The organism is Agathobaculum sp. NTUH-O15-33, assembly GCF_033193315.1.
Classification (GTDB): Bacteria; Bacillota; Clostridia; order Oscillospirales; family Butyricicoccaceae; genus Agathobaculum; species Agathobaculum faecihominis_A.
Window position 1 is genome coordinate 3887034 of the sequence record NZ_CP136187.1, and the last position, 21078, is coordinate 3908111.

Below are 21078 nucleotides of genomic sequence, written 5' to 3' on the forward strand. Positions count from 1 at the left end.
TTGAGAACCGGTTCCGAATGACAGTGCGTACGGAAAACGCGGGTGAATTACCATATTGCAACCCGGTCTTCCGGCGCAAGGTACATACCGTCCCTTTCGTCAATCCCAAAGGTCTCATAAAATTCCTTACAATTCGAGAGTATCGGGTTGGTTCTGGACTTTCCAAGGGCGTGAACATCGTTTTGCGTGAGATACTGCGCGAATTCCCTGCTGGTAATCAAAATATCCGATAAGGAAAGGCTATTAAAAAACTCCTTATAATTAGGATTTTTCAAGCCGGACAGGATCTCCATCATACAGGCTACCGAGCCCTGATCCGCCACATTTTCGCTTAATGTACGCGCTCCGTCTATTGCAATACCGGGGGCAAATTCATACCCGTCGTACAGCGCGGCCATTTTATCGCACAGTTTTTGAAACGCCGCGTAATCCTCAGCAGCCCACCAATTTGATACATTTCCGTTTTCATCGAACTTCGCTCCATTAGAATCAAAAGCGTGGGTGATTTCATGCCCAATCGTATAACCGATAGAGCCAAGATTGTATTCGTAGGATTTTTGCGGATCGTATATCGGCGGCTGCAAATACGCCGCCGGGAAGATGATTTCATTTGATTGCGGGTTGTAAAAAGCGTTTACTTCATAGACTTTTGCGATCCATTCTGTCTTGTCCACAGGCTTTCCCTGAAGCGATGCGGTGTACTCCTGCAGCGCTCGGTTGATCGCCGCCCAGTTTGAAAAATAGCTGCCCCCGTCTTTCGTTGATTTGATTTGCACGTTATCCACATAGGTATCCCAGCGATCCGGATAACCAACCTTTATGACCATGGTTTCCAGTTTTTTCAGCGCCTCCCGTTTTGTCGCGTCGCTCATCCAGCTCAACGCCGAAACACGCTTCTTATAAACCTCGATAATGTCCTTTGCCATGTTTGTTACGTCTTCTTTTTGTTCGGCGGAAAAATATTTTTCAGCGTACGCCTTTCCCAAATAGGTACTCATCTTATTCTGCAGGGCTTGTACCGCAAGCTCTTCGTCAGTGAGACCCCCCTCAAGCTCCCAATAGTTATTCTCAAACTGCTCTTTAACGTCGGTAAAGTTTTTGCTTATCAGCCCGCCCATTTTTTTAATAATTTCCAGCTTTGCCTTCGTTTTCAGCACCTTTAAATGATCGTTTGTAAATAAATTCGCGTATTCCTGAGTAAGGGCGGAATCATCAATCAGAATTCTGCCCTCCTTCTTCAGCCCGCTGCACCGCAAAGCCTCCTCTATATCTACCCCGGGAAACATTGCTTCCAGCTGGTCAAAGGAATAGCGGTTATTTATCTTATCAATATCATAATGGTCCTCGGGTGAAAGCATTTTTTCAGCAAGCCTTTTATCAAATTCATAAACTTCTTCCGCGGACGCGGCGTCTTGCGCATCGATCATCGAAAGCCTTTTCCTGACATAATCCAGATAGAGCTGCTTCCTATGCTCATCTGTTCCCATATAAAAGGCCTGCTCCATTTCCGGCTGCGCGGTAGTAAAATATAAGCTATACTTTGAGGAATCGTTATAATCAGGCGTCAGCGAGAAGGACATAAACTGATAACAGCCTGTCTGTTCCATCACCGCGGATTGTGCCCTCAGCAAATCATTGACATTCCGCGCCTTATCGATTGCGTCGAGAAAGGGCTGTATGGGGGCGTAGCCCGCCTGATTTCTGCCTTCCGTATCCATAATGGTTTCATAATAATCCGCCATTTTCTGCTCCGGCGTTCCGGCGGCATGCGGTTTTGCGATAAGCTCCTTTATGATTTCATCGATCTGCCCTATCACATCATCTCTCACGTCATAGGCAACGCCGCCCATACTGCGTCCGGGCTTCATTTCATAGCTATCGAGATATTCTCTGGCTACGGTCGAGTAAAAATCGTCCTTTTCATTGGCGCCGAACAGGGCAAACACCCGGTGGATAAACAACCGCATCTGCTTCATCGTTACAGCTTCATCAGGGGAAAAGGTTCCCGCCGCCGTTCCCGCGACAATACCTGCTTTGAAAACAGGCCCGAGCTCCGTCTTTGCCCAGTCGGGAACATCGGTAAAGGTATCCGCCGGAAAAGCCAGCTTCGCGTTCTGCCCCTTTGGAACCGGCAAGGCGCCAAAGGCACGCTGCAGCATGACAAGCGCTTCCGCTCTGGTAACCGTCTGGTTCTCATGCAGCAGCCCATCCCCGTAGCCTTTTATAATATCACTTTTTGTCACTCCGGAATTGTAGTCATCCGCGGCAATGAGCAGCAACTCCGCCACTTCACCGCGCGTAGCGGCAGCTGTCTCCTCGTTTCCTTGGCCTCCTTGAACCGCTGCGTCCAGCTGCGCCGCAAAGCCAACGGGAACCGCGCTTAAAAGAATACACAGCGAGAGAAACACCAATAAAAGCTTTTTTTTTCATAATCGTTCTGCTCCTCCTGTTCGTTTCACCGTTTCTTCCTGCACGGCGAATTACGGCAGCCCCTTCCTACCGACAGCCATGCTCGGAGGAAGGGGCTGGAATGCGCCGCCCCTTACTTGTTTAGCGTGGAGAGGTACCGCATGAGCATGGCGGCCACCTCCGCGCGGGTGGCATTCCCCTTGGGAGCGAGAACGCCGGCGCCCCTGCCGGTAAGGATGCCTTGCTCTACCGCCCAGCGTATGGCGTTCTGGGCGAAGGCGGAAACCTCGTCGGCGTCGGTGAAGTCCAACGCAGGGTTTGCCGCTGCCGGGGAACCGGCGTAGCGGTAAAGCATGGTGGCAAGCTGCTCACGGGTAAGGGAGCCGTCCAGGTTGGTACCGTCAGAGATGCCCCGCTCCACGGCCCAGCGCATGCCCGCGTCGTACCACTTGCCGCCCGCGGGGGTGGTGGTATCCTGACCGTCCGCACGGGCCAGAACGGTCATCAGCATGGCGCGGGTCATGGGGGCATTGGGACTGAACGCGGTATCCGAAGTGCCGGTGAACAGGCCGTGTTCCACCACATACCGCACCGATTCAAAATACCACGCCCCGGCGTCCAGATCGGTGTACTTGCTCATGTCCGCCGCGGACGGCTCGTCAGGGATTTTCTCAAAGGTGACGACCACCTCGTCGGTGCGTTTCAGGCCGGTGAGCTTGCCGTTTGCCGGGATGTCCACCGAATTGCCGTTCACGGTGATTTTGCCGATCCGGTACCCCTTGTCCGGGGTGATGGTAACGGCGCCGCTGCCGGTGGTCACTTTGCCGCCAGCGCCCTCCACTCTGGCGCTGGGCCGTGCTGCGGCGGACCCACCGCCAGAGCCGCCGGAGCTGTTCCACGTCCACTTGGCGTAGAGCGTCATATCCTCCGTTACCATGTCGGTATCGAAGTTCCAGACCGTCTCGCAGGCACTCTCCTTATACCAGCCGTCGAAAGCATAGCCGCCGCGGGTAGGATCAGTGGGCTTCTCCACTTTGCCGCCCGCCGCCACGGAAACACTCTCCACGGCGGAGCCGCCCTGACTGTCAAAGGCGACGGTGTGCGCAGCGGTTTCAGCAGCCTTTGCGTAAGAGCCGAAAAGCCGTTCATGCGGATTGTTCATCATATCGACCGCATATGCCGCATCAGGGAAGTCACTGTGTATTCCCGTTGTTTCCCAATTTGTGCCGTCCGCGGATACGATGAGAGAACCGTTACCGTCTTCCTTGATGATAACACCTTCATGAATGCGGTCGGTCAAATAGGGAATGAGGAACAGGCTGACAGCTCCTTCGCCGCTGTATACCCACGCTGGCTTGCCCTCCTCATCTAGCACAAAGAGCTGCTCGGGGCCGCCTGTCCGGCTCAAACTATCGGCGGTTACCTTCGCATCCGCCGCGGTAAAGTAGCTTCCAAATACGTTGATATTTCCGCCAAGGTCCAAACTGCCGTTGGCTGTAAAGATGCAGCCTGCCGCATTGGTTATTCCGAGCGAAGTGATGGCGCCGCCGCCGTCAGAATTGGCGCTGTTGTTGGTAAAGGTGGAATAAAGCGCATTGACCGTACCGCCGTTATTATAGACCGCGCCGCTGTTTGAACTGTTTGAAACCACATTGCAGTTCAGCATGGTTACCGCCGCGTCCCCATCCGTGCCGACCGCGCCGCCGTAACCGGCGCTGTTTTGGACAAAGCTGCAATTCAGCAGCAGCATGCTGCCGCCGTTTGAATAGAGCGCGCCGCCCGAAAGACCGCTTGTGTTGTAATACAGCATACATTGCCGGAGCGACACCGTGCCGCCGTTATTTTCTATCGCGCCGCCGTACGCCTTGCCGTATCCACCCGCCAGCATGATTTCTGAGATGGTGAGGTCGCCGGATTGCCCCACACGGAACAGCTGCGCGGTGCCGGGACCGCTGATTGCCGCCCCCTTAGACTGCGAATTCGGGGAAGCGGCCGGACATTCTATGACGATTCTCCCCGTTTCTATGTCAATGGGTTTGTCCAGATAAATAATTTCCCCTTCCGGAATCGTAATCCTGTCGTTTACACCACCGGATTCCGCATATTCCGCCACAGCCTCTCTCAGAGAGGTTTCCCCGTCGTACGGGTCGGTGATATCGTAGGGTGTGGTGACCCCATAGGAAGCTTTTTCCGCGACTTCGAGCGTGCTGATCTGGAATGCGACGGTTCCGGAATCGCTTTCCACCGCAACCACAATGTCATAGCGGCCGGACAGCTCGGCATCCCAGAAAGAAAAGCTGATGGTGTCCGAGCTCTCTCCCTTACGCAGCGTCATTGATTCCGTGCGAAACAGTTCTGTTTGTTCATCGCCCTTTACCGCATAGACCACGGCGCTGCACGTCGCCTGCTCACTGCCATCTGTGGAGTCGTTCCTGATCTGAAAGGCAAACTGCTCGCCCGGATTTAACGCCTTTGCGCCCGTCTTCAGCGGAGTCGGTTCAATGGTATGTTTTTCATCCGTCAGCACTTCAAACTTCTGATAGGCAAGGGGATACGGATCTGAGTAAATTTGCTGAACCGGGGAATCGGCGTCCACCGGATAAATCACAAGCCGGAATTTCACCTGACTGCCCTTGTTATAAATAGTACAGGTATCCGGAGGAGCCTCGTCGCTTACCTCCGCCACTTCCCAATAGGTCCAATCATCACCTATACAATAGCTCCGCATCAGGATATAGTCGGCGGCATCCGGCAAAACGTCCTCCAAACCATCATACGTGAACGACACTTGCGCCTCACCGTCTTTCATGGCTCCCACGGAAGCGTTCATCTTAACCTTTGATATATCATAATCCGCCGGCGAAACTGTGAAATCAAATTGGAATTCATTATTGTAGAAATACGCCTCACCCGGGTTATGGTCTGGATTGACCGTGACCGTGAGCGTATAATCGCCCGCCGGTAAATCAGATAGTTTCGTCTTTTGCGTTTGATACACGTCCGATTCTTCAAATGCCGGAATGGACCCCTTATAGGTGTATTTTTGGGGCTCTACTTTGCCGCCGGTCACGGCTACGGTATAACTGAACGCCTGACTCGAATCCTTGGCGCCGGCATTGTAAAAACGCGGAACCATATAAAGAGTGTCTCCCTCTTTAAAATTGGTACCGGAGAATTGGACGTCCAATGCGTCATTGGTCAGGCTCAGCGAGCTTACCATTAGGTCGGGCGACGTCTTTTTATTTTTCGTGGCAGTTTCGGCGGTTTCGTATGCCACATCATCGCTATAAGGGAGCAGCGTGACAAAATCCTCCAGTACACCCACGTTGCCGTAACCGTCAAATTTCCAGCTGTCGTATTGCCCCTGTTGATAGAGACTCATGTTGAGCACCTGCAACTTATTCGGGGCCGTACGGCGGTTGGGGTCCTTCTGCATGTCCGAGTCGGAGTCGGAAACAATGAGCGCCTGATAATGCCCGCGGTCATCTACGGCAAGGTCGTTGTCGCAGATATACCCCCAACAGGTGATTGCATGTCCGCCTTGCCTGTTTCCGCTTCCATCTATCCATCCGATTCCTATACCCAGACCGCAGCCGTTTTCAAGCTGATGCATCACATCAACGATTTGTTTTGGCTGATCTGTCATGCCCCAATATTTTACTATTTGGTTTGAAGAATACTCCGGTAAATATCCGTCGATCTTGCCGGGTTCCTTTTCCTGCGCCCACCCGGGCAGGTCAGACATTTGATACACCCCATTAAAAAACCATTCAAGGCCATATAGCTGATGGCTGCCGACATCGGTGAAGCTGTCTACAAACAAGTCAAGCAGGTCGTCCGTGCTGGAAAATCCCGCTTTCTTACCCCACCCGGTAAAGGCCAGCGTATTTGCCGTGGATGCCGCCCAGCAGAGCAGATCATCACCGTCCGACGGCAAATCTGTTTTTTCCGCATCGATAAAGTCCAGCGATTCCATTGTGAACTGTGAGTTTTCCAAAACCGCGGTTACTAACTTTTCCTGCACCAGAGCAAGATTTGCATTCGTCAAGCCCGTCAAGAAAGCCTCCGTATGATCCGCCGGAGATAATTCAAATCGAACGGCATAATAGCCGTTCGGAGCCGGAGTTTCGGGAACTCCAATCGCATTTGTATCGCTTGAGGGGATAATATCATTGAGTTCTACGTGGATGATCTGCCGGTCGGCCTGATAAATTTCGTAGGACGCAATGCTGCTTACAACAAAGTTTTCCCCCATGCCCTCGGCGTTTATGACACCCTCAAAGGTATGGACATCCCCCTCTGTATCGGTGATACTGGTATGAAAGCCTTCTGCTTCTTCCATTTTGATAGCCGAAAATCTGTCATCCGAATACGCCGCCGCCGATGTCGCCATAGCGATGGAAAACAACATGCCTGTGACAAGCGTTAATAACATTCTTTTTTTCATTACCGCGCAATCCTCCTGTCCTATTCTGTCACTGATTCGATGAAACTTAATTGGGACACTCTCACAGCTGTTCTCCTATATTGTGCAAGGTCTCTTTGTCCGTGAGCGTCAGGCAGTAATTGTCCACGGCGGACATCGCATCGACGTCCGTCACCATCTCCACGTTCGGATTGAGTTGCTTCAAGCAAATGGATTTACCCTCTTTCCTAATTTTCATGTGTATAAAGATCTTTGAACTTGTCTTAAATTTACATGAAATTGCTCCTATTTTCTCGATAGATTTCCTCTTCAATATTATGATAATTGAACAAAGACAACAAAAGGACAACAAATCAGAGGTCCTATCAATTCTTTTACCTTATTCCTGATTCAAATTAATGGTTGATCACTTCATTTCGCTCTTACTTTGGAGACAAAATGGTCAGTGTGCTTATTGATAGAAACGAGAATAAAAATATATTTCAACAACAATTTTCTTATTACTGTATAAAAACTATGGAGAACTACTTTTCTTGAGTAGTTCTCCATAGTTTTTATACGAGGTTCACGAATTAAATTTTCACTATTTTGCGGCTACTATTAAATCACCCCCAATCCAGTTTAATTGGGAGGTTAGTTTCCTTTTGCTTTGCTATGGTGCAATCCTACATTCCCACATCCGCATGAAACTGCGCATACACAATACTATTAAGAGCCTCTATCCTTGGCTGCGGTATTTGAATAGAAGTATGCGTCTGGAAACAGAAATTGTCCAAGTTTTTTAAATCCTGTTTGATCCCTGATGTTAACAGGCCGCGCGCGGTGACAATAAAATCCTTACCAATCCGCGGACGGCACTTCTGCATATACCATTCAGGTTTTGCGAGTTCTTCCACATCTAACTCGGGAAACCAGCTACGGTTGTGATCAAAAATCGGCGCCATTTTTTGTACTTTCATTGTATCGTATCAAACAGCACGCACGCCAAAATTGCCATAATGCCGATCCGGGTTAAAAATCAGCGCGTCTAGAATGCACATTCTCCTGAATTCGTCTTCGCTACTGATTGAAGTAAAATAGTCAAGCAGTGCTGGAATTCTCCGCTCCCCGCCGAAAATGGCGCTTGCTTTTCAGACGTAAACAGCTTGCATTTGCTCACCAGACTGCCATGGTAATCGCCCAATTCATAACGAACCGTATTGGGGCATAGCTCGACGGCCAGATGAAAGTCAAAAAATTCTAACAGCGATTCCAATTTATAACGTAAGCTGCCGATTTTATAAAGGTAAATATCTTTCTGTTCCCGCAACCAGCGATACTTCGGACCAAGTAAGCGTTGAACCCGGCGCTTGAGTGTCTTCCGTTGCTCCAAGAAAAGTCGTCAAATCGAAATATCCGATTCGTCGAATTGGCGATTGAGCAAATTGGGAATATCCGCTTCGTTGCAACTTTTGCTGTGTGTACGGTCTTTGCTTTTGGAGTAGGCCGACTCCAGTTCCAGCTTGCGCATAAGCTGGCAAATTCGACGGAGGGATATGCGACATCGCTGTTTAGCCAGTGCCTTTTAAATTTTGCGACTCTCATATACTTGATGGCTTTCGTAATAGACCTTACTGATTTTTGCCCCAAGGCCGCTTTCATCTGTTGGTTGCCGTACTTCGTAATAATAGATACTGCGGGCAATGCCGAGACATTTGCATAGCGCTGATATAGAGTATTTGGGAGCATTGCTCCGTATCACTTCTACTTTCGTGCGAATATCAGCGCCGCTTGCTTTAAAACGTCGTTCTCCATTTTTAGCTTTGTATTTTCTTTGCGCAGCCGGAGCAGTTCATTCTGTTCCGGGGTGCGATTATCACATTCTTTGCTAGATCTACTATTGTTTATCCTCTTGACCCATCGGTCAAACGCTGTTGAGATCAAGTCATATTCTCGGATGATCTCTGCTCTGGGCTTCCCTGCATTGTAAAGCTGAACCATCTGGATTTTAATTCTTCGTTGTAGTTTCGTCGTGCTCGCTTTTCTGCCATCGTCTTGCCTTTCTTTTTCTCTATTGTAGCAAGACCTTATCTTTTCTGTCCAGTTTACTGCAGACAACCCACCTTATTGCGTGCGGTCACGAGTCGACGCTCTCAATAAAATGAAAAATGCAGTGCAATCAACTTGCAACAGTTGATTGCACTGCGTTTTTTCGCCCAAATAAGTATTAGCTAATATGTCACTTTTTCACCTTCTGGTGTAATAAAAGAGCCCTCAAATAGGCAGCCGGTAACATGAGCGATTTCTTTTAATTCGTCTACGGTAAAAGTTTCTCGTTTAAGCTTTTGGCTGAATGCCTGAGGACTTTTCCCCAATAGACGTCCCAATTCGGTAATACTAAGATTACGTTTAATGCATAGTATTTTAATTTGCTCTGAAACAGACATATCCACACCTCTTTATTTATCATAAATGTTTTTGTGAAAGATGTCAATTCTAATATTGAATATTTGAACATCTTTATTAAACGTATATATTGATTTATTAAACGAAATAGTTTATAATCAAAACACAAACAATATTTATGTTACGCCCGTACACATATTAAAACAATCAATAAAAATTTAGGAGGAAAAAAATATGACCATTCACGAATTCACAAAGCTCCCTGAGAAATTGGACAATGCCCGCTACATTTGCAGTATTGAGCGCAACGATATTAAGGAAAACAGCGCGCTTTTGTCGTTTCTCGACACACAGGATGCACCATTTTACAACTACGTCCTTTGCGCGCTGGACGACGACATGGGGCTGCTGCCCTTCTATGTCGGCTACACTGCTGATGTGGCGCACCGCATGAGCACGCACGCTGCGCGTGTTTCATTTGATGTGGTTTTTCTATACCATTCGCCAAGCAAAGAAATCGCGCTCGCCAACGAGCAGGCGCTCATGAACCTGCTCGGTACGCGAGACCTGTTTAACGGCAGCCTGTCCCAACTCAGCGGCATTAGCCGCGAGGTGATCCTACAGGCCGTCGCTGGTCTCGATTTGCCTATAGACCGCGTGCATAAATACGCTGAAGCGGATATGATCCGGCGTACCTACTACTTAAACAACGTGCTCATCGCCGCTTTGAAGGCCTACGCCTTCGATCACGACACTGAGGTGTCCGAAACACTGCGCCTGTGCTTGCTGGACGGTATTCCGGAAAAATACCTCGAATCCGCCTACGAAAAGACGCATGGAGGAAAGCAGGCGGCGACATGAGCCGCGCGCGCCGTCCCAAGCAGTGCGCAATCTGCAAGGCCGCAGCATTGCCGGGTATGGGTAATCTGGTGGAGTGTGGAAAAGACATCTATCTGTGCAAGTCCTGCGCAGAAACCGCGCTGCGCTGTTTTTCTGCCAAGCCTGTGCCCACATCGGAGGTAGAATCCGCGTCTGCTTTGCAGACCCCGCGTGAAATTGCCGCCGCGCTGGACGAGTCGGTGATTGGGCAGACGGAAGCGAAAAAGGCACTCTCCGTCGCGATTTGGAAACATGGGCAGCGGCTGCGCGGCAACACCGCCGTGCCGCCCGCGCACGTGCTGCTGTACGGTCCGACCGGTTGCGGCAAGACCTATCTCGCGCAATGCGCAGCAAAGCTGCTGGACGTGCCCTTCGTCCGCGTGGACGCGACAACGTTTTCCGAGACCGGCTACAAGGGCCGCGACGTGCAGGATATCATCTTTGACGTGCTTCACGCGGCAAAAGCGCGCGACAAAGAGCGCAACGCCATCGTATTCGTAGACGAATTTGATAAGCTTGCCGCGTACGGCGGCAGCAATCGGCAGGCCTATCAACGCGGCACACAGCATGCCTTTCTAACCCTGCTTGAGGGCGGCATCGTTACCGCGGAAAATAAATATGAGGTAGCTGAGCTTGACGTTTCCGGTCTGTTATTCGTGTTTGCGGGTGCGTTTTCAGGGCTGGACGAGATGATTTCCAAACGCCTGCACAGCGGCGAGCGGTCGATCGGCTTTGGCAGCAGACCGCGCGACAGAATGCAGGAAAAAGCAAAAAACCTACTCACACAGGCCGTGCCCGCCGATTTCGTTTCCTACGGCATAGAGCCCGAGCTGATCGGCCGCATCCCGGTGCTCGCGCCCATTCTACCGCTGACCGTTTCCGATCTTGTCCGTGTACTGACCGAGGCGGACGGCTCGACAACCGCACAGTACACCGCTTTTTTCAGTCAGCTCGGCATGGATTTCACGCTCGACCCCGCCGCCGCTGCGCAACTCGCTGAACACGCCTATCAGGCCGGCACAGGTGCGCGCGGCTTGCGCAGTCGCTTGGAGCGGCTGATCGCAGATCGGCTTTTCGATCTGCCGGAGGGCGAGGGCATTCACATCACAACAGACGAGCTTGCCGAGAGGAGCGGATCAAATGGACACTAGCTTGATTGAAAGCCGTATGGATCTGGTAAGTCGCCTGTTGTCCAATTTGCGCTGTCACGCGCTTGGTGGCGACGTGCCCTGTGTGCTGCCGCTTATCGAGAGCACGCGCGCCGAACAGGCGGCGCATATCCGCTCGCTCTCAGCACGGCTGACATTTCTGTACGCAGCGGCAAACCCTGCCGCCGCGCCAGACGAGCTGCGCGCCTGCAAGCTGCGGCTTCTCGCCTCCCTGACCTACTTGCAATACGAATGTAACCGCAGCGATCAGACCTTTGGCAGTCTTCTGCGTCTTACCGCACTGGAGAACCGCTGGTTCTGCAGCATAATCGGCTCAGCGGCGCACACGCCGCACCGCCAGCAGCACCTCTACCGCATCCCGGCAGACGGCTCTCTACCCACGCTAAGCATGGAGCGTGCTGTTTTGCTTTTTCTATCTGAGGAGGGGCGGTTGCCGGAGGAAGACGCGCTACGCGGAGTACTGGAGAAGCAGCACAATGAAAATCCCGCGTGATGTGTCGACCCGTCAGAAAACAAACCCAAAGCAGCCTCTATGTAAAGCGTCGCACCTTACTGCAAATCATTTTCATCCGCTTTCGCTGTTCGTTCCGGTAGAGTTTCGGTTATTGCATTTTCAGTACTTTTCTTTCTCGACACTGTTCTGTACCGGCGCTGTTTTCGAAGAATGCGATAAATATTTTTACGTTCTTCATCTAATTTTTCAATCATTTGAGCCTGTCCTTCGTTAATGATAGCTAAACTATTACGAATGGTATGAAAGTCGCCTTCAAAACAATCTCCGCTTTTTATAATAGCAAACGCCATGTGATCCAGTACTTTTCCGAGCCTTGCAACTTCCTCTCCGTAATCTGAAATTGCTTTGTAATTGATATTAATAATCAATTTTTGAATCGCAATTTGTTTGCAATATTCACTCATTGACAGAGTGCATTGTTTAGCGTTTTCCCCAATGAGTTGATACTCTTCGGGCGTCACACGAATGTTGATTTGTGTTCGCGTTGACGCGTTTAGGGGCTTTGTTTTCTTTCTTCGCGTGCCATAATCCGCAAGAAGCCGGGTGCGATCATTGCAAATTTCAGATAACGTTTTTTTCTGAATCGATTGAAATATCTCTTCCATTTGATTTGTAAAGGGCTTTTGTGCTTTGGTCCGGCAATAGCGGTCCAGCGCGTAATACCCCTGCAGCTCAAAGTATTGTGTCCAAATAATTTGGTGTTTTTCAGCTTCTGTTCTTGTCATTTCCCTCGTGGTAAGCGAATACATCAACGGCAGTTCTTTTGTTTCCTTTGCTTCTTCAAACATGCTTTTTGTCGCGCGGTATTTAGTCAAGGTCATATGATCGGTGTATGCGTTATTCATAAATTGCGTCAATGTTTTGCCGATATAGAATTCTTGTTTGTGAGGATGTAAAAGGCAAAACACGGTATATGGTTTGCTTTCTTCTTTTCGTTTTGACATTTCAATTACCACTCCGCTCCTATCAATCTACTGGGGTTTTGGGCACAGCCCAACCCTTAGCGCGCAGCACGTTTGAGCTTTGCTCAACTCGTTTTAGAAAGTTGGCGCATCGCGCGGCTTCCCAAAACGAGGTCACGGGGTCATAGGGGAACTCCCCCTAAAATCGGCTCTTGATATGTCTTATATAGCAAGAGCCAGTGCTTGTTAAGAAAAAAGTGTTGTATAACAGCTGCACGGCACAACTACATTAAAACTTGTTTTGTCTGTCGCGCCGATCTTCCGCTTCTGCAATTTGAATATCAAGCTTAGGCTTCTCTTTCTTTTGGCGGAATCTTTCGGGAATTACATCTGTGAGTTGCGGCGCTTCAGATTTCGTTTCTGCCAGCTCCGCCTTTTTCCGCTCAGCCTCTTCTGCGTCCTCACGCGCATACTCGTCGGCATAGTAGCCGATATTGTTTCTTGCTACCTCAATTTCCATGTCACGAAGAATCTGCCGCCGCGCTACTTCCTGATCATACGCAAGCTCTTCCACCTCTGCCGTCGGTTCGAACCCGTACTCCGCGGGCTGCTCAAAGCATTGCGGCGCAGGGATCGCGCAGACCAGTTCCAGCCATCCGCCGGACATTCTTTCATATGTGCAGAGCCAGCGCCTGCCGGTGCTCATCAGATCATTTTTGTAAAAAGCCTGCGTACTGCAAAGAGGCGTGTAGGATCTGTTCGGCCAGATCTTCAACTTCACGCGCTGTTGATCCTCCGTGAAAAAGTGTCCAAGAATCGCACTGCCCCGCTTTTGATTCTCATAGCAGAGAAATTCCAAGGTTAGAATCTCGGTTCCTGCATTTTTCGGAAAACGAAATGCGAAAGATTTTAGCTTTCTTTGTTTCCACGTAGACACTTCATATTCGTCATCTATCGCCCTTTTTAAAAAGCGTTGACATACGATGGCAGAAAACTCCCGACAGCAGGCAATGCCGGCAAGCACTCTTTTTTCTTTATCCGCAAGCCTGCCCGCTCTCTTCAAGGTTGATTGCTGCTGTTTTTTTATTCTACGCGCATCCAACAGCGCCCGCCGAAGCATCGCGTTCTCTTGCTTCAGTGCCTCGCGTGCCGCGGTCTCCCGCTGCATGGCATCGTGCGCAGCGGAATGCTGGATCTGCGCGGTCAACAACCGAAACCCCTCCGCCTGCGAAACCCCATGCTCTTTGCAAAATGCGCGGAATACATCGGCATCGCGCTTATCAACACGGAAATTTATCTGCACGGGCTCCAGCGTCTTAACGCTGTGCTCCCGCAGGTCGATATTGTCATTTTCCATTGGGGATTCTCCATTCCGCATCATATTGTCCGGCCGGCTTATCGCTGCAAGGCCTCACCGTCCAGATATTGCAGAAACGCCTTCCGTGGAAACCGGCAGCGAGTGCCCACTACGGTGACCGGAAACCCGAGCTGTTCCGGTTTTGTATGCGCTTGCGTGCGCAATGCCTGTGGATCGCACCGAAGAATTTCGGCTATATCAGCGGCTGATACGAAGTCCTCAGTAGATTGCCGCAGCTGGTCATACGTCATAATATCCCTTCTCTCTGCTTATATTTTAAACCAATATTATCACAAAATCAAGTTCTAAATGATATTTATATCAATAATTGATAGATTTATCTTGTAATGCAAGTATCGATATGGTATGCTATATTCAAGAGGAGGAGATGAAATGGAGGACACTACCGGTGCGCGCATCAAAAAGCGCCGTAAAGAACTTGGGTTTTCCGTAGAGGAGCTTGCTGATGATTTCAAGAAGGGGCCTGCCACGCTGTACCGTTACGAGCGTTATGACGTTGATCAGATCCCTGTCGAAATACTTGAATTATACAGTAAAAAATTGAACGTTTCCATTAACTATCTTTTGCGGCTTACTGACGATCCCGACAAGGGGAATATCGACGATGAGAACCTGAAAATCTCCAAAGTACGAGCGGAGATCAAAGCTTTTAAGCGCAGCAACATGTTTATTGGCTCACCGGAAGAAGCGCACCAGCAAATGGTAGCGCAGCATATGAAGCGTATGAGATTCAACCAGCGATTCAATGCATACTTTGAGCAGCTGAGCGATGCGGAGATCGATAGTGTTCTAAACTTCATGGGCTATTTGGTGTCACTGCACAAAACTGAGTCACAAGAATGACTGATACAGCAAATACTTTATGATTGTATAAAAACGAACCCTGCTATTCACAGCCAAGCACTGGGTCAGTAACAGCCCTTTGCAAATCGCTTGCCGTGAAAGAGGTGCGCTATGGGTTCAGCACCAAGGACGGAGAGCGTGCATTTTAAGGAGTAGTCCAATATGGATTGCATCAAATGTCACGCTCATCTGCCGGACGATGCGCTGTACTGCCATCTTTGCGGCAAAAAGCAAACGAAGAGCAAACGTGTGCGCCATACGAAGCGATGCGCGTCTTTAGGTTCAATCACCAAATTACCCGGTCGCCGCGCCAAGCCTTATTGGGCGCGATTGCCGGCAGGATATATAGAATACAGCACAGTACGGCACAGCGTTGGCTGCTATGCCACTTATGCAGGGGCGGATCGAGCGTTGCGGGAAGCATTGCTGAAGCCGCTGCAAATCAAGGCATTACCGTATACGCTGCAAGATATCTATGACCGTTTTATCGAAAGCGAATATTTTGAGCAGCTCGCTGTAACCTCGCAAAACACGCATAAAAGCGCTTGGAAAAATTTAAAGGCATGCGCAAACGTCCCCATAACAGCGGTTACCACAGAAACGTTTCAGAACGCCGTCAATGCCATGAAAGCGCGGAAGCTGAATCGAGAAACGCTTGCCAAGATGCGCAATTTGGCAAGCCTGCTCTGCAAAGAATCAATGAGTCTGGGCCTGCTTACGGTAAACTACGGCCAACTGGTGCAATTGCCGCGACAGGACAAAACGCTGCAGCTTCCGTTTACTGGCGAGCAGCTTAAGCTGCTTTGGAAAGCGGCGGACGGCGCAGATTGTGACGCAATGGCGGTGCTGATTCTTTGCTATACAGGGATGCGACCGGGTGAACTGCTCGGCATGCGCATCGAGCAACATTTACATTTATCTGATGATACCCCCCATATCCAAACAGGCAGCAAGACTGATGCTGGGCGAAATCGCATCATCCCCATTGCACCGTTGATTTTGCCGTTTATACATACGCTAGCAGCATACCGCATCACTGGCCCGCTGATCGCCACTCCGAATGGCAAAGCGTTTAACCTTGCCAACTGGCGCAACCGCTGTTTTAAGCCGCTGATAGAGCGTCTCGGCATCACTGGCCGCACGCCTTATACCTGCCGTCACACCTTTGCCAACCTGCAAAAGCGGCGCAAAGTCGATCCGGAAATTATGATGGAGGTAATGGGCCACGAGGATTACTCGACTACCGTTGAACATTATCACGCTACCACTGACGAAGATGTAGAAACGCTGTATCAGGCTTTTTCTGGTATGACACGACCGGCGTAATCAAAAAGAATCGGCCAGAAGCGATGCGCTCAGGCCGGTTCTTTTTGTCCCAGTTTTCGTCCCATCAGAATCACCAATCTGTAACCATTGCAACGCTATCCGATGCGATTTCCCACAATTTTTCATTTGACAAATGGGTGTACCCGAACTGTAAAAAGGTCCTGAAATACGGCGCTTTCGCGTGTATTTCAGGACCTTTTTATGGAGCTGTTGACGAGATTCGAACTCGTGACCTCATCCTTACCAAGGATGTACTCTGCCTACTGAGCTACAACAGCGTTGGCAGGGGCAGAAGGGATCGAACCCTCGGCACGCGGTTTTGGAGACCGCTGCTCTACCAGCTGAGCTATACCCCTGTGTTGGCTCCTCAAGTTGGACTCGAACCAACGACCCTGCGGTTAACAGCCGCATGCTCTACCAACTGAGCTATTGAGGAATATTAGAAATCTATTTGCTACGTCATGATAGCCTAAATATTATACCGTGGTTTTTGTGGTTTTGTCAATAGCAAAATGAAGGAAAATTCACCCCTTTTTTTGCATTTGAAAACCTCCTCATTCAGACCCGCGCTTTATGTATTTATTGTTTATCAATAAATAATATTTGTAATTCAATATATTCTATGGTAGCATATACCTGTATACACATCCATTATTCATTTAGGAGGCGATTTTATGTCAACCGGTGTTCCGCTCGCGGAGGCGATGCAATATTTTCCGCACATTGTTTTTCTCTATGATATCACGCTCGTCGTGGTGCTTTTATCCATTTACCGCGTCGTACGGAGCAAAGGGTCTTATAACCCAGCGCCCGATATGATCGTGCATGTGCTGCTGATTATCGGCGTCATGCGCGGGCTTATTTTTCAGGGCGTGCTCACCGATATCACGAATAACGGCTATAATCAGTATCTCAACAACCTATTTATCGTGCTGGGTCTGCATATCGTGCTCAATGTGGTTTATTTATTCTTGGTCTACCGCAAATGGAAAAAGGCAAATGCCTAGCGGAATCCTGAAAGCACGCGTCAATTTCCCTCCTTTTTGTTTCGCAAAACTTGTATCCGGTCGCGAAATGCGGTATACTGAATGTTGACAAAACCGGACTTTTGGAGAGAAATACACGAAATGAAACTAAAAAGCATGCTTGCGCTTTGGGTCTGCAAGGCCTCGGGCGCTGTCCTTCGGCGGATGGGCCGCGGCGGCACCAATCTGCCCGGCAAGCTCGCGCTGAAGATGGACCGCGATATTTTGGGCGCGCTGGCGCAGGGCATCCGTGTGACGGTCGTGACCGGCACCAACGGCAAAACGACCACCTCCCGCATGATCGAGCAGGCGTTTGAGGACGCGGGGCTCAAATATTTTTCCAACAAATCGGGCGCCAATCTGCTTACCGGTATCATTGCGGAATTTGCGCGGCATACCTCACTTTCCGGCAAGCGCCTGTATACCCACGCGCTGATCGAATGCGACGAAGCCGCGTTCCGCACGGCCAGCAAATACTTGCCGGTGGAATGTCTGGTGGTAAACAATATATTCCGCGACCAGCTCGACCGCTTTGGCGAGATCACGCACACGCTGAACAGTATCCGCATTGGCGTGAAAAACGTGCCGGGCGCGACCCTTTGCCTAAACGCGGATTGCTCGCTGACCGCTTCGCTTGCGGATGATTGCCCGAACAAGATCGTTTGGTTTGGCGTCAATGTGCCGATCTATGAAAACGCCGCGCACGAGCTGTCGGACGCGCCCTACTGCATCCACTGTAAAACCGAGTATGAATATGACTATATCACCTATGGTCATCTGGGCGGCTTCCACTGCCCGCACTGCGGCTATTGCAGGCACACGCCTGATGTAGCGGTGACCAAGGTTCTCCGCGCCGGGGCCGACGCGTCCGAGATCGAGCTTACGGTTTTTGGAAACGCCCACGAAGTGCGGGTCAACCTGCCCGGCGGCTACAATATCTACAACGCGGCGGGCGCCGCGGCGGCGGCCCATGTCGTCGGGATCACGGACGAAACCGCGGTGGAAGCCCTCGCGAAGTTCGAGTGCGGCTTTGGCCGGGCCGAGCAATTCATGCTGGGCAGCGCGCCCTCGCGGATGATGCTGGTCAAAAACCCGGCGGGCTTTAATCAGGTCATTAACCTGATCGCGCACGGCGACGGCGCGTACCAGCTCGCCTTCCTGCTCAACGACCGGTTCGCGGACGGCACCGATATCAGCTGGATCTGGGACGTCGATTTTGAGACGTTGGCCGCGCAGAAGGAACGGTTTTCACCCATTTACGTTTCCGGCGTGCGGGCGGACGATATGGCGCTGCGCCTGAAATACGCGGGCTTTGACGCCGATACGCTGCACCTACTGCGCGAGAACGACGCGCTGCTGGACGAGATCGGCAAAGCCGAAACGCCCGCCTTTTTAATGCCGACCTACACCGCCATGTTCGACCTGCGGGAAGCGATCGGCAAGCGCACCGCCGTAAAGGCGTTCTACGAATAAGGGGGAATGGAAAAAATGGAGCTCAACCTTTGCCATCTATACCCCGATATTCTGAACCTTTATGGCGACCGGGGCAACATTATCGCCATGCGGCGCAGGCTGGAAGCGCGCGGCGTTACCGTAAACATCAGCGAATGCTCGATCGGCGAACCCATCGATCCGAGCGCCTTTGATATCTTTTTCATCGGCGGCGGGCAGGACTTTGAGCAAGAAGTGCTGCTGCGCGACCTTTCCACCGGTAAAGCGGACGCGATCCGCGCCGCGGTGGAGGACGAGAAGGTCTTTCTCGCCATTTGCGGCGGCTATCAAATGCTGGGCCAATACTACGAGACCTGGGACGGCCACCGGCTGGATTTCATCGGCGCGGTTGATATCCACACCGTGGGGGCAAAGGATCGCATGATTGGCAACTATATGTTCCAAACGCCGCCCGAAAGCGGCGATACCACCGTGGTAGGCTTTGAAAACCATTCGGGCAAGACCTTTTTGGGCGAGGGCGTACGGCCGCTGGGCAAGGTGCTCGCCGGTTTTGGCAACAACGGCGAGGACGGGACCGAGGGCGCGCGCTATAAAAATGTGTTTGCGACCTATTCCCACGGTTCGCTGCTGCCTAAAAACCCGGTTTTGTGCGATTTCCTTCTCAAAACCGCGCTCATTCGCAAATACGGGGAAATAGAACCCTTTATCCCGCTGGACGACGCCATTGAAAACGCCGCGCATGACTACATGCAGCAGCGCTTAACCAAATAAAAAAGACGATATGCTGCATGCTTGTTTGCAGCATATCGTCTCAGGCTGTCAAAAAACTATTTTGCCAGCCTGTCGATCGAAACAAAGCCCCATTTCGATCGAGAATTCCGGCTTCTGCGCGCGCCTTTTAGGCACACTTGAAGTCGGTTTGTATAAAAACCGAGATACATGCTCCCGGTTTTTATGAATTTTGCCGCTAGCGGCAAAATTCTATTTAATGCGCGCTGTGGCGCGAGGGATTCTTTGACACGCTGAGACGATATGCTGCATGCTTGTTTGCAGCATATCGTCTTTTTCTTTATCGATTGTTCCAAAATGTCTATTGCTTACCTGCAAGCCGATCGTTTATACCGGACGGAATATCGTATAATCATCCTTGCCGTGTTTTTTTACCTGATAGAGCGCAAAATCGGCGTTTTGATAGAGCGAATCAAAATCGTCGCCCGCTTCAGGGGACAGCGCGATACCGATGCTGGTCGAGATGTGGCACTGCTTGCCTTCGTTTTTAAAATCATACCGCAGGATTTCCAGCAGGCTTTTTGCTTTTTCTTCCACCCATGCGCGCGACGGGGCGGCGATAAACACAACAAATTCATCCCCGCCGATCCGGCCCACGATATCGCTATCCCGAAACTGCCGGCGAAGCAGCCCGGCAAAATCCTCGATCACCAGATCGCCCATGGTGTGCCCCCATGTGTCGTTCACTTTTTTAAAAAAGTCGATATCGAGCATAAAAAAGGCGTACAGCCGGCCGGGCTCTTCGGTCAGACATCGGCGTATCAGATTTTGTGTGGCGGCTTTGTTATATAAGCCGCTCAGAGAATCCCGGTTTAGCTGTTCCAAAATGCGTTCCTCCTGTTGTTTCTGGGTGTCTATATTCTGCCGGTAAATGAACATACGAATGGATTCATCATCATCCCAATAAAAAATACGGGCAATGATACGCATCCAATAAAAATTCTTTCCGCCGTCGGTCGATATCATAAAATCATATTTTAAGCTCTGTTCGCCGCTGTGATAGGCCCGCAGAACGTTTTCCGGCGAGAAGGTATTCAAATATCCCTGCCTGAACTCTTCCTTGATCTGTTGTCTGGCTATGATGGGAAGCGCTAGATCATATGGCGTGTTGTGCGGCACGCCGAGGCTTTCAAAGTAGCTTTCTGTTTCTTCGCTTGCCGCTCGGTTGTGTGTTACATCAATTTCATAAATGTTTTCATAAAGCTTCTCCGTCGCGCGCTGAAACACCAGCTGGTGCTTTTGCGCGGAGGACGCCGTTTCACCGTATAGCTTTTGAATCAGGCCCAAAACGATCGCTAAAGCCGCCGCGACCGTTGTGACCGCGCAAATAACGCCCACGATCACCTGCTGCGCGATGATGCCCGGCATGATAAAAAGCGCGTGCATTGTCAGGCAGCTGTATAGAATGATTACAAGAAAACCGGACGCAACGACCAGACTGAGAAGCAGGCCGATTTTTCCTATTGATTTTTGCTGCATATCCTTCCTCCCAGCCCTTTTGCTTCAACAACAGAATTGCGGTTCTGTTGTAATCCGCTGTTCCAATCAGCCTGAAAGGCAATAAAATAATCAAATAAGCGT

At 50.5% G+C, this 21078-nt stretch carries 17 protein-coding genes and 3 tRNA genes; 8 read left to right on the top strand and 12 right to left on the bottom strand.

The window, feature by feature from the left end; all coding sequences use genetic code 11:
- Positions 1–47: 47 nt before the first annotated feature.
- The 6 genes from RWV98_RS18755 to RWV98_RS18780 all read right to left on the bottom strand — a co-directional run bounded on the left by RWV98_RS18755 (position 48) and on the right by RWV98_RS18780 (position 9261).
- A complete protein-coding gene (locus tag RWV98_RS18755) occupies positions 48–2408 on the bottom strand; it encodes a M13-type metalloendopeptidase (RefSeq protein WP_317862785.1) in 2361 nt (786 codons plus the stop codon).
- Between the two features lie 134 nt (positions 2409–2542).
- Positions 2543–6856 (bottom strand): S-layer homology domain-containing protein, encoded by a 4314-nt coding sequence (locus RWV98_RS18760; protein ID WP_317862787.1) that lies wholly within the window; start codon positions 6854–6856, stop codon positions 2543–2545.
- Between the two features lie 61 nt (positions 6857–6917).
- The gene (locus RWV98_RS18765; protein ID WP_317862789.1) at positions 6918–7040 is read right to left on the bottom strand and encodes a hypothetical protein; all 123 of its coding nucleotides are present in this window, start codon (positions 7038–7040) and stop codon (positions 6918–6920) included.
- 460 nt (positions 7041–7500) lie between these two features.
- Positions 7501–7794, bottom strand: a complete 294-nt coding sequence (locus RWV98_RS18770) for a hypothetical protein (protein WP_317862791.1) — start codon at positions 7792–7794, stop codon at positions 7501–7503.
- Positions 7795–7862: 68 nt separating this feature from the next.
- On the bottom strand, positions 7863–8207 hold the full coding sequence (locus RWV98_RS18775) for a hypothetical protein (RefSeq protein WP_317862793.1): 345 nt from the start codon (positions 8205–8207) through the stop codon (positions 7863–7865).
- Positions 8208–9045: 838 nt separating this feature from the next.
- Positions 9046–9261, bottom strand: coding sequence for a helix-turn-helix domain-containing protein (locus tag RWV98_RS18780; protein WP_317862794.1), 216 nt, complete (start codon positions 9259–9261; stop codon positions 9046–9048).
- Between the two features lie 193 nt (positions 9262–9454).
- Between RWV98_RS18780 and RWV98_RS18785 the strand changes: the two genes are divergently transcribed.
- The 3 genes from RWV98_RS18785 to RWV98_RS18795 are packed head-to-tail and all read left to right on the top strand — an operon-like array spanning position 9455 to position 11761.
- A complete protein-coding gene (locus tag RWV98_RS18785; RefSeq protein WP_317862796.1) occupies positions 9455–10081 on the top strand; it encodes a hypothetical protein in 627 nt (208 codons plus the stop codon).
- Entirely contained in the window at positions 10078–11250 is a 1173-nt protein-coding gene (locus RWV98_RS18790; protein WP_317862798.1) for an AAA family ATPase, read from the top strand. Before RWV98_RS18785 ends, RWV98_RS18790 begins: the two co-directional genes overlap by 4 nt.
- Positions 11240–11761, top strand: a complete 522-nt coding sequence (locus tag RWV98_RS18795) for a hypothetical protein (protein ID WP_317862799.1) — start codon at positions 11240–11242, stop codon at positions 11759–11761. Before RWV98_RS18790 ends, RWV98_RS18795 begins: the two co-directional genes overlap by 11 nt.
- A 56-nt stretch (positions 11762–11817) precedes the next feature.
- Here RWV98_RS18795 and RWV98_RS18800 read toward each other — a convergent pair whose 3' ends face one another.
- Positions 11818–12726 carry a plasmid mobilization protein gene (locus RWV98_RS18800; RefSeq protein WP_317862801.1) on the bottom strand — a complete coding sequence of 303 codons (909 nt, stop codon included), beginning with the start codon at positions 12724–12726 and terminating at the stop codon, positions 11818–11820.
- 247 nt (positions 12727–12973) lie between these two features.
- Positions 12974–14041, bottom strand: a complete 1068-nt coding sequence (locus RWV98_RS18805) for a hypothetical protein (RefSeq protein WP_317862802.1) — start codon at positions 14039–14041, stop codon at positions 12974–12976.
- Positions 14042–14434: 393 nt separating this feature from the next.
- On the opposite strand from RWV98_RS18805, the gene RWV98_RS18810 reads away from it, so the two are divergent.
- Both RWV98_RS18810 and RWV98_RS18815 read left to right on the top strand, forming a co-directional pair.
- A complete protein-coding gene (locus RWV98_RS18810) occupies positions 14435–14905 on the top strand; it encodes a helix-turn-helix domain-containing protein (protein ID WP_317862804.1) in 471 nt (156 codons plus the stop codon).
- 162 nt (positions 14906–15067) lie between these two features.
- Positions 15068–16231: a tyrosine-type recombinase/integrase gene (locus RWV98_RS18815; protein ID WP_317862806.1), complete on the top strand. Its 1164-nt coding sequence runs from the start codon at positions 15068–15070 to the stop codon at positions 16229–16231.
- Between the two features lie 202 nt (positions 16232–16433).
- Here RWV98_RS18815 and RWV98_RS18820 read toward each other — a convergent pair.
- The 3 genes from RWV98_RS18820 to RWV98_RS18830 all read right to left on the bottom strand — a co-directional run bounded on the left by RWV98_RS18820 (position 16434) and on the right by RWV98_RS18830 (position 16667).
- Positions 16434–16509: transfer RNA gene (locus tag RWV98_RS18820), tRNA-Thr, on the bottom strand.
- A 2-nt stretch (positions 16510–16511) separates the two neighbouring features.
- Positions 16512–16587: transfer RNA gene (locus RWV98_RS18825), tRNA-Trp, on the bottom strand.
- A 4-nt stretch (positions 16588–16591) separates the two neighbouring features.
- Positions 16592–16667, bottom strand: a tRNA-Asn gene (locus RWV98_RS18830).
- Between the two features lie 238 nt (positions 16668–16905).
- On the opposite strand from RWV98_RS18830, the gene RWV98_RS18835 reads away from it, so the two are divergent.
- From RWV98_RS18835 to RWV98_RS18845, 3 genes are all read left to right on the top strand, one after another.
- Positions 16906–17238, top strand: a complete 333-nt coding sequence (locus RWV98_RS18835) for a hypothetical protein (protein ID WP_280961728.1) — start codon at positions 16906–16908, stop codon at positions 17236–17238.
- Positions 17239–17358: 120 nt separating this feature from the next.
- Positions 17359–18729 (top strand): MurT ligase domain-containing protein, encoded by a 1371-nt coding sequence (locus RWV98_RS18840; protein ID WP_317862809.1) that lies wholly within the window; start codon positions 17359–17361, stop codon positions 18727–18729.
- A gap of 15 nt (positions 18730–18744) precedes the next feature.
- Entirely contained in the window at positions 18745–19479 is a 735-nt protein-coding gene (locus RWV98_RS18845) for a type 1 glutamine amidotransferase (protein ID WP_317862811.1), read from the top strand.
- A gap of 345 nt (positions 19480–19824) precedes the next feature.
- On the opposite strand, the gene RWV98_RS18850 is transcribed toward RWV98_RS18845, so the two are convergent.
- Positions 19825–20976, bottom strand: coding sequence for a GGDEF domain-containing protein (locus RWV98_RS18850; protein ID WP_317862813.1), 1152 nt, complete (start codon positions 20974–20976; stop codon positions 19825–19827).
- Between the last annotated feature and the right edge of the window lie 102 nt (positions 20977–21078).

Bases quoted from the DNA above. Each gene is read 5' to 3' on its own strand.
- RWV98_RS18805 (WP_317862802.1), bottom strand. From the start codon at position 14,041: ATGGAAAATGACAATATCGACCTGCGGGAGCACAGCGTTAAGACGCTG.
- RWV98_RS18850 (WP_317862813.1), bottom strand. From the start codon at position 20,976: ATGCAGCAAAAATCAATAGGAAAAATCGGCCTGCTTCTCAGTCTGGTC.
- RWV98_RS18845 (WP_317862811.1), top strand. From the start codon at position 18,745: ATGGAGCTCAACCTTTGCCATCTATACCCCGATATTCTGAACCTTTAT.
- RWV98_RS18770 (WP_317862791.1), bottom strand. From the start codon at position 7,794: ATGAAAGTACAAAAAATGGCGCCGATTTTTGATCACAACCGTAGCTGG.
- RWV98_RS18840 (WP_317862809.1), top strand. From the start codon at position 17,359: ATGAAACTAAAAAGCATGCTTGCGCTTTGGGTCTGCAAGGCCTCGGGC.
- RWV98_RS18785 (WP_317862796.1), top strand. From the start codon at position 9,455: ATGACCATTCACGAATTCACAAAGCTCCCTGAGAAATTGGACAATGCC.
- RWV98_RS18780 (WP_317862794.1), bottom strand. From the start codon at position 9,261: ATGTCTGTTTCAGAGCAAATTAAAATACTATGCATTAAACGTAATCTT.
- RWV98_RS18815 (WP_317862806.1), top strand. From the start codon at position 15,068: ATGGATTGCATCAAATGTCACGCTCATCTGCCGGACGATGCGCTGTAC.
- RWV98_RS18810 (WP_317862804.1), top strand. From the start codon at position 14,435: ATGGAGGACACTACCGGTGCGCGCATCAAAAAGCGCCGTAAAGAACTT.
- RWV98_RS18795 (WP_317862799.1), top strand. From the start codon at position 11,240: ATGGACACTAGCTTGATTGAAAGCCGTATGGATCTGGTAAGTCGCCTG.
- RWV98_RS18800 (WP_317862801.1), bottom strand. From the start codon at position 12,726: ATGTCAAAACGAAAAGAAGAAAGCAAACCATATACCGTGTTTTGCCTT.
- RWV98_RS18835 (WP_280961728.1), top strand. From the start codon at position 16,906: ATGTCAACCGGTGTTCCGCTCGCGGAGGCGATGCAATATTTTCCGCAC.
- RWV98_RS18790 (WP_317862798.1), top strand. From the start codon at position 10,078: ATGAGCCGCGCGCGCCGTCCCAAGCAGTGCGCAATCTGCAAGGCCGCA.
- RWV98_RS18760 (WP_317862787.1), bottom strand. From the start codon at position 6,856: ATGAAAAAAAGAATGTTATTAACGCTTGTCACAGGCATGTTGTTTTCC.